This is a genomic window from Roseovarius spongiae (assembly GCF_003651245.1).
Taxonomy (GTDB): domain Bacteria; phylum Pseudomonadota; class Alphaproteobacteria; order Rhodobacterales; family Rhodobacteraceae; genus Roseovarius; species Roseovarius spongiae.
Genome location: NZ_RAPE01000004.1, coordinates 110,579 through 125,494, shown reverse-complemented (window position 1 = coordinate 125,494; position 14,916 = coordinate 110,579). Strand labels below are relative to the sequence as shown.

Sequence of the window (14,916 nt, the reverse complement as noted above, 5' to 3'; positions counted from 1 at the left end):
GATCCGGCAGGATTTTAGCGACGTCAGCGCGCTTAGGTCAGGCCAGGCGTCCGTGGCAATGCTTGAACTTCTTGCCCGACCCGCAAGGGCACGGCGCGTTGCGCCCCGGGTTGCCCCAGGTTTCGGGATCGTTCTCGTCAAAGCCCTCCACCGCCGCGGCGTTTTCCCCCCGCGGGCCGTCCTCGGAGGTCCGCGCGGCGTCGGCCTGCGCCTCGAGCGCGGCCTGCTGCTGGGCCATCTGCTCCATGATCGCCTTGCGGTCCTCTTCGGTCATCGGGCGAACCTGGGCAAGCTGGCGCGTCACGTCCTGGCGCAGCCCGTCGAGCATGGATTCGAACAGCTGGAACGCCTCGGTCTTGTACTCGTTGAGCGGATCGCGCTGCGCGTAGCCGCGGAAGCCCACGACGCTGCGCAGGTGCTCCAGGGTGAGCAGATGCTCGCGCCACTTGGTGTCGATGGTCTGGAGCAGCACCTGTTTCTCGACCATGCGCATGTTGGCGGGGCCAAAGGCCGCGGCCTTCTGGGCCATCATCTCGTTCGCGGCCTTCTCGATCCGCTCGGAGATATCTTCGTCGTCGACGCCCTCCTCGTCGGCCCATTCCTGCACCGGCAGATCCATGTTGAGCTGCTCGACGATGGCGGCGTGCATGCCCTCCATGTCCCATTGTTCGGCATAGGTCTTGGGCGGCATGAACTGATCAACGAGGTCGTCGACCACCTCGTTGCGCATGTCCTTGACGATGTCGCTGAGGTCATCGGCGCGCATGATGTCGAGGCGCTGCTTGAAGATCACCTTGCGCTGTTCGTTCATCACGTCGTCGAACTTCAGCAGCTGCTTGCGGATGTCGAAGTTGCGCCCCTCGACCTTGGCCTGCGCGCGCTCGAGGCTCTTGTTCACCCAGGGGTGAATGATCGCCTCGTCCTCCTTCATGCCGAGGCCCGACAACACCTTTTCGAGCCGCTCGGACCCGAAGATGCGCATCAGGTCGTCGTCGAGCGAGAGGTAGAAAGCCGATTGCCCCGGATCGCCCTGCCGTCCGGACCGGCCGCGAAGCTGGTTGTCGATGCGTCGGCTTTCATGCCGTTCGGTGGCGAGGACAAAGAGCCCGCCGGCGTCGATCACCGCCTTCTCGGCGGCCTCGTGTTCGGCCTCGATGCGGGCGCGGATCTCGGCCGGGTCGGTCTCGGGATCGGCGGCGATGGCTTCGAGCACCTTCATGTCCACGTTGCCGCCCAGCTTGATGTCGGTGCCGCGCCCGGCCATGTTGGTGGCGATCGTCACCGCGCCCAGCTTGCCGGCGTCGCCGACGATCTGCGCCTCCTTCTCGTGCTGGCGCGCGTTGAGAACGTTATGCGCCACGCCCTCGGCGTCGAGCATCTGGCTCAGCATCTCGGACTTCTCGATGGAGGTGGTGCCGACAAGCGTCGGCTGCCCCTTCTCGTGGGCCTCCTTGATCGCCCTGATGACGGCCTTGTATTTCTCTTCCGCGGTCCGATAGACGGCGTCGTCCTTGTCGATCCGCGCGATCGGCTTGTTCGTCGGCACCTCGACCACGCCGAGGCCGTAGATCTCGGCGAATTCCTCGGCCTCGGTGAGCGCGGTGCCGGTCATGCCGCTCAGCTTGTCGTAGAGACGGAAGTAGTTCTGGAAGGTGACGCTCGCGAGCGTGACGTTCTCGGGCTTGATGTCGCAGCCTTCCTTGGCCTCGATCGCCTGGTGCAGACCGTCCGACAGGCGCCGCCCCGACATCATCCGCCCGGTGAATTCGTCGATCAGCACGACCTCGCCGTCGCGGACGATGTATTCCTTGTCCTTGGCGAACAGCTTGTGCGCGCGCAGGCCCTGGTTGACGTGGTGCACGATGGTCGTGCTTTCGGGATCGTAGAGCGACTGACCCTCGGGCAGGATGCCGCGGATGACCAGAAGTTCCTCGAGATATTCGTTGCCCTCGTCGGTGAAGGTGACGTTGCGGGTCTTTTCGTCGATGCTGTAATGCTCTTCCTTCAGCTCGGGGATCAGCTTGTCGATGGCGATATAGAGATCGCTGCGGTCCTGCGCCGGCCCCGAAATGATGAGCGGCGTGCGCGCCTCGTCGATCAGGATGCTGTCGACCTCGTCCACGATGGCGAAGTTGTGGCCGCGCTGGCTCATCTCGCTCAGCTCGGATTTCATGTTGTCGCGCAGGTAGTCGAAGCCCAGCTCGTTATTGGTGGCGTAGGTCACGTCGCAGGCGTAGGCCGCGGTCTTTTCCTCGTTGGTCTGGTCGGGATAGACGACGCCGGTGGTCATGCCGAGCGCCGCGAACACCTTGCCCATCCATTCGGCGTCGCGTTTCGCGAGGTAGTCGTTCACGGTGACGATATGCACGCCCTTGCCGGTCAGCGCGTTGAGATAGGCCGGGAAGGTGGCGACCAGGGTCTTGCCCTCGCCGGTTTTCATCTCCGAGATGTTACCCTGGTGCAGAAAGATCCCGCCCATGAGCTGCACGTCGAAGGCGCGCAGACCAAGCGCGCGGCGCGCCGCTTCGCGGCAGTTGGCAAAGGCCTCGGGCAGCAGCGCGTCAAGCGACTCGCCGGCCTGCGCGCGTTCGCGCAGTTCTTCGGTCCGCGCGATCAGGCCCGCATCGTCAAGCGCCTCGATCTCGGGTTCGAGCGCGTTGATCTTTCCCACGAGTCCGCGGGTCGCCTTGACCTTGCGGTCGTTCGCCGTGCCGAAGACCTTTCGCGCGACCGTTCCTATACCCAGCATGTGCAATCCGTTCCGGTGATTTGATCTCTTGTGTATGGCAATGACTTGCCCCGTTTCCGTTGCGCGCCTACAACGGGCGAACGACAGCGGGAATGCCTTGATCACAAGGCGATGTAAGACCCTGCTGGCAGAGTGTCAACGCCGCGTCCCGGCAAGGCGGGGGCGCGGCGCAAACCAAGGGATAGACCATATGTTCGACCGTCTGAAACCAATCGCACTGAGCGCGCTGATCGCCATCGCCCCGCTGGCCGCCGGCGCGGCGGACGCCGAGGATGCGCCGGACGCCAGCACCGTTGTGGCGTCGGTGAACGGAACGGACATCACGCTGGGCCACATGATCGCGCTGCGGGCCGGGCTGCCGGCGCAATTCGCCCAGGTGCCGCCGGAGGTTCTCTACAAGGGCATCCTCGACCAGTTGATCCAGCAGACGCTGCTCGAGCAGAACATGGAGGGCGACCTGTCGCTCGCCGGCCGGCTCGCGCTTGACAACGAACGCCGCGCGGTGGCCGCGAGCCAGGAGATCGGCCGCATCACCGAAAGCGCGCTGAGCGACGCGGCGATCAAGGCGGCGTTCGACGCGAAATACGCCGAAGCGCCGGACGTGACGGAATACAGCGCCGCGCATATCCTCGTCGAGACGAAGGAAGAAGCCGAGAAGCTGATCGCCGAACTGGAGGACGGCGCCGATTTCGCGGAGCTGGCCAAGGAACACTCGACCGGCCCCTCGGGCCCCTCGGGCGGCGCGCTCGGCTGGTTCAGCGCCGGCATGATGGTCGAAGAGTTCCAGGACGCCGTCGAAGGGATGGAGCCGGGCGAGGTGTCGGACCCCGTCCAGACGCAATTCGGCTGGCACGTGATCAAGCTCAACGAAACCCGGACCAAGGACCGCCCCGAACTCGACGACGTGCGCGACGAGATCGAGGAACAGGTGCGCCAGGACGCGCTCAACACGTATGTAGAAGGACTGCTGGAAGAATCCGAGGTGGACCGCGAAACCGGCGATGCGATCGACCCTGAGCTTCTGAACCAATACGAACTATTGGAAGACTAGACCCTTGGCCAAGATCACCCATGTCTCCCCTCTCGCTCCGGCGGCCTTTCCAGACCTGCCGGTGATCGAAGGCGTGCGCTTCGCCACCGTCGCCGCCGGCGTCCGTTACAGCGGGCGCACGGACGTGATGCTGGCCGCGCTCGATCCCGGCGCGACCGTCGCGGGCGTCTTTACCCGCTCGGCCACGCGGGCGGCGCCGGTGCTCGATTGCCAGGCCAAGATCGGGCGCGATGACGACGCGGGCGCGGCGATCATCGTCAATTCGGGAAACGCAAACGCCTTTACCGGCAGGCGCGGGATCGAATCGGTGCGTGCGGTCACAAGCGCGGTCGCCGAGGCGCTGGACATCCCCGAGGCGCGGGTGTTCTCCTCTTCCACCGGGGTGATCGGCGAGCCGATGAAACACGACCGCATCATCGCCGCGATAGACGAGCTGACCGGCGCGCTGAAGCGCGACGGCATCGCCGAAGCGGCCCATGCGATCATGACGACCGACACCTTCCCCAAGGGCGCGGCGACCGAAGTGCTGATCGACGGTGAGGCTGTGCGCATCACCGGGATCGCCAAGGGATCCGGCATGATCGAACCCGACATGGGCACGATGCTGGTCTATATCTTCACCGACGCCCGCGCCGATCTGCCGGTGCTGCAATCCATGGTCAGCGCACTCAACGCCAAGACGTTCAACTGCATTACGGTGGACAGCGACACATCGACCTCGGACACGCTTCTCGTCGCCGCCACGGGCGCGTCGGGCGTCACGATCACCGAGAATTCGGTCGGCTTCATGGAAGGGCTGCGGCGCGTCATGCTGGACCTTGCCCATCAGGTCGTGCGGGACGGTGAGGGCGCGACGAAATTCGTCGAGGTTTCCGTGACCGGCGCCCATAGCGACGCCGAGGCGCAGGTTCACGCCAAGTCGATCGCCAATTCGCCGCTGGTCAAGACCGCGATCGCGGGCGAGGACCCGAACTGGGGCCGGATCGTGATGGCCGTGGGCAAGTCGGGCGCGCGCGCCGACCGCGACACGCTTTCGATCTGGTTCGGCGATATCCTCGTCGCGCGCGACGGCTGGGTCAGCCCGGACTATTCCGAAGGGGACGCGGCGGCCTACATGAAACGGCAGGACCTGGTGATTCATGTCGATCTCGGCCTTGGCGGGGGCACCGCACGGGTCTGGACGTGCGACCTGACGCATGGCTATATCGACATCAACGCCGATTACCGCTCTTGAAAACCGTCCTCGTCTCCGCCGTGGCGCTGATCGACGTCGACGGCCGCGTGCTGCTCGCGCAGCGCCCCGAGGGCAAGCCGATGGCGGGCCTGTGGGAATTTCCCGGCGGCAAGGTCGAACCCGGAGAGACGCCCGAGGCGGCGCTGATCCGCGAGCTCGAAGAGGAACTGGGCATCAACACCTGGGCCAGTTGCCTTGCGCCGCTGACCTTCGCCAGCCACGGTTACGAGGATTTCCACCTGCTGATGCCGCTTTTCGCCTGCCGCAAATGGGAGGGCATCCCGCAAAGCCGCGAGGGCCAGGCGCTGAGATGGGTGCGCGCGCACGATTTGCGCAGCTATCCCATGCCGCCCGCCGACCTGCCGCTGATCCCGATCCTGCGCGACTGGCTCTGAGCGCGCGCCGAATCGGCGACAAATCGCCAACCATCTGAACCAGGTGCGATGAAACCGCTTCCAGTCCCGCGGTTTTAAGTTATTATTAGCATGTGGTCTGTTAATTTAGTGTTGCTGGCAGTTGCGCCAAACGAAATTCGACCAGTCGATATCTGGGGGGATACGGCATGTTGCAAACCATTCGGCTCGGCAGTTGCGTTCTCGTGCAGGGCATTTTCGTGCGCCTTCTGCCGGATGGCCGGGTTCAGGTGCGGGATGGCGATCGCCTCTATGCAGGGATGCCGGTGTCCAAGGCCGCCTGACAGGTTCTCACCAGTTGAAATGAAAAAGGGACGGACCAGCGCGGTCCGTCCCTTTTCATGCGCGCATCGTCGCGGCGGTCATTCGAGCGTGCGCTCGACTTCCTCGCGCTCGAAGATCTCGATCACGTCGCCCGGGCGGATGTCGTCGTAGTTCTCGAACGCCATGCCGCATTCCTGGCCGGACTGGACCTCCGCCACCTCGTCCTTGAACCGCTTGAGCGTCTTGAGCGTGCCTTCATGGATCACCACGTCATCGCGCAGCAGCCGCACCCCGGCGGACCGGCGCGCGACGCCTTCGGTCACGAGACAGCCGGCGACCTTGCCGACCCCGGTGACCTTGAAGACCTCCTTGATCTGGGCGTAGCCGATGAACTTCTCGCGAATCTCCGCGCCCAGCAGACCCGAGGCCGCGGCCTTCACGTCGTTCACGAGGTCGTAGATGATCGAGTAGTAGCGGATCTCGACACCCTTCTGGTTGGCGCTCTGCCGCGCGGGGGCGTTGGCGCGGACGTTGAAGCCCAGCACCGGCGCGCCCGACGCTTCGGCCAGGCCGATGTCGCTCTCGGTGATGGCGCCGACGCCCGAGTGCAGCACGCGCACGCGCACTTCCTCGTTGCCGATCTTCTCCATCGCCTGCGCGATCGCCTCGGCGCTGCCCTGCACGTCGGACTTGATCAGGATGGGCATCTCGACCACGTTCGCGCTTTCCTTGGCGCTGGCCATGAGCTGATCCAGCGTCACCGCGGCGCCGGCGGCGGCGCGCTTGTCCTTCGCGACCTTCTCGCGGTATTCGGCGATTTCGCGCGCCTGCGCCTCTGCCCCGACCACGTTCAGCACATCGCCCGCCTCGGGCGTGCCGTTGATGCCGAGCACCTCGACCGGAACCGACGGGCCGGCCTCCTTCACGCGCTCGCCGCGATCGTCGACCAGCGCGCGCACCTTGCCGTATTGCTCGCCGACGACAAAGATATCGCCCTGCCGCAGCGTGCCCTTCTGCACGAGGACAGTGGCGACCGGACCGCGGCCCACGTCGAGCTGCGCCTCGATCACCGCGCCTTCGGCGGCGCGATCGGGGTTGGCCTTCAATTCGAGGATCTCGGCCTGAAGCGCGATCGCTTCGAGCAGCTCGTCAAGCCCCTGTCCCGAGATCGCGCTGACCTCGACATCCTGCACGTCGCCCGAAAGCGCCTCGACCACGACCTCGTGCTGCAACAGGTCGGTGCGCACCTTCTGCGGGTTGGCCTCGGGCTTGTCGACCTTGTTGATGGCGACGATCATCGGCACGCCGGCGGCCTTGGCGTGGTTGATCGCCTCGACCGTCTGCGGCATGACCGCATCGTCAGCGGCGACCACGAGAACGACGATATCCGTCACCTGCGCGCCGCGCGCGCGCATGGACGTGAACGCCGCGTGGCCGGGGGTGTCGAGGAAGGTCAGCACCGCGCCGCTGTCGGTCGTCACCTGGTAGGCGCCGATATGCTGGGTGATGCCGCCGGCCTCTCCGGCGACGACCTTCGCGTCGCGGATGGCGTCCAGCAGCGATGTCTTGCCGTGGTCCACGTGGCCCATGATGGTGATGACCGGCGGGCGCGGCTTCAGGTCTTCGGGCTCGTCCTCGACCTGGTCGATCACGTCCTCGACATCCGCGTCCGAGACGCGCACCACGCGGTGGCCGAATTCCTCGATGATGAGTTCGGCGGTATCGGCGTCGATCGCCTCGTTCTGGGTGACCATCATGCCGTTGTTCATCAGCGCCTTGATCACGTCGCCGACCCGTTCGGCCATCCGTACGGCCAGTTCCGACACGGCGATGGTTTCAGGAAGCTGCACGTCGCGCACGATCTTCTCGCGCTCGACATGGCCGCCCATCGCCTTCTGGCGGGCGCGCTCCTGCTTGCGCTTCATCGCGGCCATCGACTTCTGCCGGCCACCGTCGCCCGAAAGCGCCTGGTTCAGCGTGAGCTTGCCCGAGCGCCGACCCTCGCCGCCCATGCCCTTGCCCTTGGAGGGGCGGTGGTCGCGGTCGCGGTCATGCTTGCGCGAAGGCGCGGCGTCGGCGCGCGCGGCGCGGCCGGCGGGCGCCTCCTGCGCGGGCGGCGTGGGCGCGGCGGCGGCGCGCTTGGCCTCTTCGGCCTCGCGGCGGGCGCGCTCTTCCTCGTCGGCCTTGGCCTTGAGCGCATCCTCACGCTCACGTTCCGCGCGCTCCTTGGCCTCGGCCTCCTCGCGGCGGCGCTGGCGCTCTTCTTCACGTTCCTTTTCCTTCGCGGCGCGCTTCTCGGCCTCTTCGGCCTCGCGCGCCTTGGCGGCGGCGAGCGCCTTCATCCGGCGCTCCAGCTCGGCGTCCGAAATGCCCGCCGGGCGCTTGGAGGGATCGCCCGCCGGCGCCGGCTTGGCGGTGGAGGTCGCTCCGGGCGCGGTGCCCGGCTTGGGCACCACGACGCGCTTGCGCTTGGTTTCCACCACGACGTTCTTGGTCCGCCCGTGGCTGAAGCTCTGCTTCACATTCCCCGACCGGGGACCACCGCGCACACCCAAGGTTTTCTTTCCGTCGTTGTCGCTCATCTGGTACACTTTCCTTTCCGACGACCGCCGCCATCGTCCGAGACGCGCAGACCTTTCAGCCTTGCCGCCTCCTCTACAACACGTTGCGTCAAACCACCAGCACGCAAAGCTGCGTGAATCGCGGTTTGACGGCCAAAAGCCCGGCCCAGCTCGTCCGCCGTCAGCCAGCCGATGAAAGAGCCGCCATAAGGCGTGCTCAGCTTCGATTTTCCCCGCTCGGACCCGTCGCTGGCCTGGATCAGCACCTCGGCCTCTTCCTTGGCCAGCCAGTCCTTGACCTTTTCGTAGCCCGCCACCGCATCACCGCCCTTGCGGCTGAGGCTGATCAGATCGACGATCCGGCGCGCCAGCATCGTTTCCACCATCGCCGGCAGGTCGTCGGGGACCGTGACGACCCCTTTCGCCGCGCGGGCGAACAGGCCCTTGTTCGCCGCCGCCTTGGCCAGCGCGTCGCGATCCGCCGCAACCCACATGCCGCGTCCGGGCAGCTTGTGCGCCAGATCCGGAAGCACGACGCCATCCGGGCTGACGACGAAACGCAGAAGCCCATGCTTCGGTCGCACCTCGCCCGTGGCGATGCATTTGCGCTCTGGACCGCTTTCACGGTCTTTGGGTTGCCCTCCGCGTCCCATCGGGTGCCGATTCGAGGCCTGAGGTCAGGCCTCGGCCTCCTGTTCTTCCGCGCCTTCGGCGTCTTCGGGCGCTTCGGGCTCAAGTTCGGCCGGGTCGACCCAGCCCAGCAGGATGCGCGCGGTCATCACCATGTTCTGCGCTTCCTCGAGGCTGACGTCGAACGGTTCGAGTATGCCGTCGTCCTTGATGCGTTCGCCGTCCGCCACGGTCCAGCCGCCGGCCAGTTCCCAGTCGGCGCAGGTCGCGAAATCCTCGAGCGTCTTCACATCGTCTTTCGCCAGCGCCAGAATCATCTGGGGTGTCAGCCCCTCGAATTCAACCAGGCTGTCCTCGACGCCCAGGCTGCGCGCCTCGTCCATCGCCTCCTTGGCGCGGGCCTCGAGGATATCGCGGGCGCGGGCCTGAAGCTCTGCCGCGGTGTCCTCGTCGACGCCGTCGATGACCAGCAGTTCCTCCTGCTCGACATAGGCGACTTCCTCCAGGTTGGTGAAGCCTTCGGAGACCAGAAGCTGGGCGAAGAATTCGTCGAGGTCGAGCGTTTCCATGAAGAGCGCGGTGCGTTCCTCGAACTCCTTCTGGCGGCGCTCGCTGTCCTCGGCCTCGGTCATGATGTCGATGTCGAGCCCGGTCAGTTGCGACGCGAGCCGCACGTTCTGTCCGCGCCGCCCGATGGCGAGGCTGAGCTGATCCTCGGGGACGACCACGTCGATCTTGCCCGCTTCCTCGTCCAGCACCACCTTGGTGACCTCGGCGGGTTGCAGCGCGTTGACGAGGAAGGTCGGCTGGTCCTCGTTCCATGGGATGATGTCGATCTTTTCGCCCTGAAGCTCGTTCACGACGGCCTGCACGCGGCTGCCGCGCATCCCCACGCAGGCGCCGACCGGGTCGATCGAGTTATCATAGCTGATGACCGCGATCTTGGCGCGGCTTCCGGGGTCGCGGGCGCAGGCCTTGATGTCGATGATGCCGTCGTAGATCTCGGGCACTTCCATCTTGAACAGCGCCTCCATGAACTCGGGCGCGGTGCGCGACAGAAAGATCTGCGGACCGCGCTGTTCGCGGCGCACGTCCTTGATGTAACAGCGGATGCGGTCGTTGGGGCGATAGGCTTCGCGGCCGATCTTCTCGTTGCGGCGCAGGATCGCCTCGCCCGAGCCGACATCGACGATGACGTTGCCGTATTCCTCGCGCTTGACCTGGCCGTTGATGATGGTGCCGATGCGGTCCTTGAATTCCTCGTACTGGCGGTCGCGCTCGGCCTCGCGGACCTTCTGTAGAATCACCTGCTTGGCCGACTGCGCGGCGATGCGTCCCATTTCGACGGGGGGAACTTCCTCGACGAACTGGTCGCCCACCTTGGGATCGTCCAGGTACTGTTTCGCCTGCTCGACCGTCATCTCGGCCTGGTAATTCTCGAGCTCCTCGTCCTCGACGACGGTGCGCACGCGGGTGAAGGTCGCGCGACCCGTCTTGCGGTCGATGCTGACGCGAATGTCCATTTCCGCGCCGTAGCGGGATTTGGCCGCACGCGCGAGGCTCTCTTCCATCGCTTCGACCACGAGGCCGGGGTCGATCATCTTCTCGCGCGCCACCGCCTCGGCGGTTTGCAACAGTTCAAGCTGGTTGGCAGAGGTAATCGCCATTCTTTCAGTCCTCCTCGGAACCGTCGTCAGTCTCAATTGAATCGAATTTGTCTTCGTCGATCACGCCCGCCGCCTTGCGCTGGCGCAGCATTTCCTTGATCAGCTCGTCCGTCAGCACCAGCTTGGCGTCGGCGAGCCAGTCGAATTCAAGCCCGATGGTGCCTTCCTCGACGTTGATCAGCACCTCGGAGCCTTCGACGCCGGCCAGGACGCCCTTGAAGCGTTTGCGCCCGTCGATCAACTCGCCGGTCTCCAACTTGGCCTCGTAGCCCTCGAAGGCTTCGAAATCCTTGATCCGGGTCAGCGGGCGGTCGATGCCGGGGCTGCTCACCTCGAGCGTGTAGGCGTCGGCGATCGGGTCTTCCACGTCGAGCGCGGCGCTCACCGCGGTGCTGATCTGCGCGCAGTCATCGACCTCGATCCCGCCCTCGGGGCGATCGGCCATGATCTGAAGCGTGTTGGTCTTGCCGCCCATCAGCCGCACGCGGACCAGTTCGAATCCGAGGTCCTCGATCACCGGGGTGATGATCTCGGCCATGCGGCGATCGATGGCGGCCTTGGCGATCAGGTCGTTGGTCATCGGGATTCCTGGACAGTCCTTCAAGCACAAAAAAACGGGCGCGCGGCCCGTCAGAATTTCCGGTGGAGCGTTCCGGTTTGGACCCGATCGCGCCGCTGTTGAAGAGCATATAGGACGATTGCAAGCGGGGCGCAAGGCATGACTGCGGCCGCAGACGCATCTCCGCCGGTCGTCGCTGTCACAATCGGGTGTTCGCAGGCGCGCCGCGCCGCTCAGCCGCGCCCCGGAGAGCGGCGGCGGCGCACGTTCCCGCCCCTCTGCCCCGGCTTGCCGGCGGTAGACCGGCCGCGCCCACGGGTCGCCTCGGCCGACGCCTTCTCGACCGCCTGCTGCCGCGCTAGCGGGTCGTCCGCGATGGCGAGATCGACCGCCTCAAGGCGCTTTACCTCGTCGCGCAGCCTTGCCGCCTCTTCGAACTCGAGGTTCTCGGCGGCCTTGAGCATATCCGCCCGCAGCCCGTCGAGATGCGCCTGAAGATTGCCGCCGACCATCGGCCTGTCGATCGTGGCGGTGACGCGGTTCATGTCCACGTCGCCCTGGTAAAGCCCCGCGAGGATGTCCTCGACGTTCTTCTTGACGGTCGCCGGGGTGATCCCGTGTTCCTCGTTATAGGCGATCTGCTTGGCCCGGCGGCGATCGGTTTCGCCCAGCGCGCGTTCCATGCTGCCGGTGATTCGGTCCGCATACATGATGACGCGCCCCTCGGCATTGCGCGCGGCCCGCCCGATGGTCTGGATCAGCGAGGTTTCCGAGCGCAGGAACCCCTCCTTGTCCGCATCGAGAATCGCCACCAGCCCGCATTCGGGAATATCCAGCCCCTCGCGCAACAGGTTGATGCCGATCAGAACGTCGAACGCGCCAAGACGCAGATCGCGCAGGATCTCGATCCGCTCGATCGTGTCGATGTCGCTGTGCATGTAGCGCACCTTTATGCCCTGTTCGTGCATGTATTCGGTCAGATCCTCGGCCATGCGCTTGGTCAGGGTGGTGACCAGCGTGCGGTAGCCTTCGCCGCTTACCTTGCGCACCTCGTCGAGAAGGTCGTCGACCTGCGTTTCAACGGGGCGGATTTCGACCATCGGGTCGAGCAGGCCGGTCGGGCGGATCACCTGTTCGACGAACACGCCGCCGGCCTGGTCAAGCTCCCAGTCCTTCGGCGTGGCCGACACGAAGACCGATTGCGGACGCATGGCGTCCCATTCCTCGAACTTGAGCGGCCGGTTGTCCATGCAACTGGGCAGGCGAAAGCCGTGCTCGGCCAGCGTGAACTTGCGCCGGTAGTCGCCCTTGTACATGCCGCCGATTTGCGGAACGCTGACATGGCTTTCATCCGCGAAGACGATGGCGTTGTCGGGGATGAATTCAAACAGCGTCGGGGGCGGCTCCCCCGGCGCCCGCCCAGTGAGGTAGCGCGAGTAGTTCTCGATCCCGTTACAGACGCCGGTGGCCTCCAGCATCTCGAGGTCGAAATTTGTGCGCTGCTCCAACCGCTGCGCTTCCAGCAGCTTGCCCTCGCCGACGAGTTGATCCAGCCGCGCGCGCAACTCCTTGCGGATGTTGATGATCGCCTGCTGCATCGTCGGCTTGGGGGTCACGTAGTGGCTGTTGGCGTAGACGCGGATCTGATCGAACGTATCCGTCTTCTCGCCGGTGAGGGGATCGAACTCGGTGATCGCTTCCAGCTCCTCGCCGAAGAAGCTGAGCCGCCAGGCGCGATCCTCGAGGTGGGCCGGGAAAATCTCGAGACCGTCCCCCCGCACCCGGAAGCTGCCCCGCTGAAAGGCCTGGTCGTTGCGCTTGTATTGCTGGGCCACCAGATCGGCCATCACCTGCCGCTGGTTGTATTCTTGTCCGACCTTCAGATCCTGCGTCATCGCGCCGTAGGTCTCGACGCTGCCGATGCCGTAGATGCAGGACACCGACGCCACGATGATCACGTCGTCGCGTTCGAGCAGCGCGCGGGTGGCCGAGTGGCGCATCCGGTCGATCTGCTCGTTGATCTGGGACTCCTTCTCGATGAAGGTGTCCGAGCGTGGCACGTAGGCCTCGGGCTGGTAATAGTCGTAGAAACTGACGAAATACTCGACCGCGTTGTTCGGGAAGAAGCCCTTGAACTCACCATAGAGCTGCGCCGCCAGCGTCTTGTTCGGGGCGAGGATGATCGCCGGGCGCTGGGTCTCCGCGATCACCTTGGCCATGGTGTAGGTCTTGCCCGTGCCGGTCGCGCCCAGCAGCACCTGGTTACGCTCGCCGCTCAGCACGCCTTCGCTCAGTTCGCTGATCGCGGCGGGCTGATCGCCGGCCGGGGCGAACTCCGTCACCATCTCGAGCCGCTTGCCGCCTTCCAGCTTTTCGCGCTCGCGCACGTCCGGCGCCGGGTTGGCCAGCATCGGCATATCGCGCACGGGTTGCTTGTCGGAATTGACGTAGGACATGGGCAGAGCTTTCGGAAACGGGACGGTCCGGCAGGAAGGGTCAGCTTTAACATTTGTCGTTTTTCCGGCCCGCTTCAACCCGCAGGGCCGTCGCGACGGGCGCAAATAGCGGTTTATCTGCCGCCAGAACCCCCATATATTGCGCCGACATCCAAGCGGAGCCACCCCGATCATGCAGCTCGTTCTACACGCAGGCGCCCACAACACGGACGAGGACAAGCTGGTCAAATGCCTGATAAACAACCAGGCCATGCTGGCCGAACGGGGCACGTCGGTGCCGCACCCGACCGCCTACCGCAAGCTGATGCGCGATATCCTGCATGCCGGGATGGACGGCGACACGACGTCGGAAACCCGCGACATCGTGATCGACGCGCTCATGCCCGAGGATGAATGCGAACGGCTGGTGCTGTCCAATCACGGGTTTTTCGGCACGCCCAAGATGGCCGCCTCGGGGGGTGAGTTCTATTCCGCGGCCGGCGCGCGCATCGAGGCGCTGCGCGAGATCTTCGCCGGCGACGAGATCGAGATCTTCATGGGGCTCTGCAACCCCGCCACCTTCCTGCCGGCGCTCCTGCAACAGACGCAGTTCGACTCGATCGACAGCTACCTGAACGGCGCCGATCCGGCCGGGATGCGCTGGTCCGACCTTGTCGGCCGCATGCGCGCCGCCGCGCCCGACATCCCGATCACCATCTGGTGCAACGAGGACACGCCGCTGATTTTCGGCCAGATCCTGCGCGAGATGGCCGCGCTCGAACCGACCGTGCCGATCGAAGGCGAATACCTTCTGCTGCGCCAGATCATGTCCAAACCCGGCATGGCCCGCTTCGAATCCTACCTCGCCCAGCATCCGGACATGACGGAAATCCAGAAACGCCGCGTCATCGTCGCCTTCCTCGACAAGTTCGCCGAAGAGGACGCGATCGAACAGGAACTGGACCTGCCCGGCTGGACCGAGGAACTGGTCGATCAGTTGACCGATCTTTATGATGAGGACGTCTACGCCATCGCGCGCATACCGGGCATCACCCTCATCGCCCCGTGACGCGCCTTTGAAAGCGCGCCCGCGCACTCTTGCCAAGCCCCCGCCCCGCTGCTACTCCCGCCCCCGGCGCCCCTATAGCTCAGCTGGTAGAGCAACTGATTTGTAATCAGTAGGTCCGCGGTTCGAGTCCGTGTGGGGGCACCAGTTAGATCGTCGAAAGTGAACGAAAGCATCAAGGTCGCTGATCTCGGTGTGTCGATATTTTCAAACGTCTTTCAAACGTGGGCGTGACTCCAAGCTCGCCCTCGCGGACCTCATGCGCAGAGAGAAGGCGATCCCAGGGG

11 protein-coding genes and 1 tRNA gene are annotated in these 14,916 nt (G+C 65.2%); 6 read left to right on the top strand and 6 right to left on the bottom strand.

Features of this window, described 5'->3' with window-relative positions; all coding sequences use genetic code 11:
* Window positions 1-37: 37 nt before the first annotated feature.
* Window positions 38-2,749: a preprotein translocase subunit SecA gene (gene secA / locus D6850_RS14195; protein ID WP_121168122.1), complete on the bottom strand. Its 2,712-nt coding sequence runs from the start codon at window positions 2,747-2,749 to the stop codon at window positions 38-40.
* Window positions 2,750-2,939: 190 nt separating this feature from the next.
* Between secA and D6850_RS14190 the strand changes: the two genes are divergently transcribed.
* From D6850_RS14190 to D6850_RS19865, 4 genes are all read left to right on the top strand, one after another.
* Window positions 2,940-3,800, top strand: coding sequence for a peptidylprolyl isomerase (locus D6850_RS14190; RefSeq protein WP_121168120.1), 861 nt, complete (start codon window positions 2,940-2,942; stop codon window positions 3,798-3,800).
* Between the two features lie 4 nt (window positions 3,801-3,804).
* Window positions 3,805-5,034, top strand: a complete 1,230-nt coding sequence (argJ, locus tag D6850_RS14185) for a bifunctional glutamate N-acetyltransferase/amino-acid acetyltransferase ArgJ (RefSeq protein ID WP_121168118.1) — start codon at window positions 3,805-3,807, stop codon at window positions 5,032-5,034.
* Window positions 5,031-5,429 (top strand): 8-oxo-dGTP diphosphatase MutT, encoded by a 399-nt coding sequence (gene mutT, locus D6850_RS14180; protein WP_121168116.1) that lies wholly within the window; start codon window positions 5,031-5,033, stop codon window positions 5,427-5,429. Before argJ ends, mutT begins: the two co-directional genes overlap by 4 nt.
* Window positions 5,430-5,596: 167 nt before the next feature.
* Window positions 5,597-5,731: a hypothetical protein gene (locus tag D6850_RS19865; protein ID WP_281272595.1), complete on the top strand. Its 135-nt coding sequence runs from the start codon at window positions 5,597-5,599 to the stop codon at window positions 5,729-5,731.
* Window positions 5,732-5,809: 78 nt separating this feature from the next.
* On the opposite strand, the gene infB is transcribed toward D6850_RS19865, so the two are convergent.
* From infB to uvrB, 5 genes are all read right to left on the bottom strand, one after another.
* Entirely contained in the window at window positions 5,810-8,293 is a 2,484-nt protein-coding gene (infB, locus tag D6850_RS14175; protein WP_121168114.1) for a translation initiation factor IF-2, read from the bottom strand.
* Window positions 8,290-8,925: an RNA-binding protein gene (locus D6850_RS14170; RefSeq protein ID WP_121168112.1), complete on the bottom strand. Its 636-nt coding sequence runs from the start codon at window positions 8,923-8,925 to the stop codon at window positions 8,290-8,292. Before D6850_RS14170 ends, infB begins: the two co-directional genes overlap by 4 nt.
* A 24-nt stretch (window positions 8,926-8,949) precedes the next feature.
* Window positions 8,950-10,569, bottom strand: coding sequence for a transcription termination factor NusA (gene nusA / locus D6850_RS14165; RefSeq protein ID WP_121168110.1), 1,620 nt, complete (start codon window positions 10,567-10,569; stop codon window positions 8,950-8,952).
* A gap of 4 nt (window positions 10,570-10,573) precedes the next feature.
* Window positions 10,574-11,149, bottom strand: coding sequence for a ribosome maturation factor RimP (gene rimP, locus D6850_RS14160; RefSeq protein WP_121168108.1), 576 nt, complete (start codon window positions 11,147-11,149; stop codon window positions 10,574-10,576).
* A gap of 212 nt (window positions 11,150-11,361) precedes the next feature.
* Window positions 11,362-13,584, bottom strand: a complete 2,223-nt coding sequence (gene uvrB, locus D6850_RS14155; RefSeq protein WP_121168106.1) for an excinuclease ABC subunit UvrB — start codon at window positions 13,582-13,584, stop codon at window positions 11,362-11,364.
* Between the two features lie 172 nt (window positions 13,585-13,756).
* Between uvrB and D6850_RS14150 the strand changes: the two genes are divergently transcribed.
* Both D6850_RS14150 and D6850_RS14145 read left to right on the top strand, forming a co-directional pair.
* Window positions 13,757-14,632 carry a hypothetical protein gene (locus tag D6850_RS14150; RefSeq protein WP_121168104.1) on the top strand — a complete coding sequence of 292 codons (876 nt, stop codon included), beginning with the start codon at window positions 13,757-13,759 and terminating at the stop codon, window positions 14,630-14,632.
* Between the two features lie 68 nt (window positions 14,633-14,700).
* Window positions 14,701-14,776 (top strand) — tRNA-Thr (locus D6850_RS14145).
* Window positions 14,777-14,916: the final 140 nt, after the last annotated feature.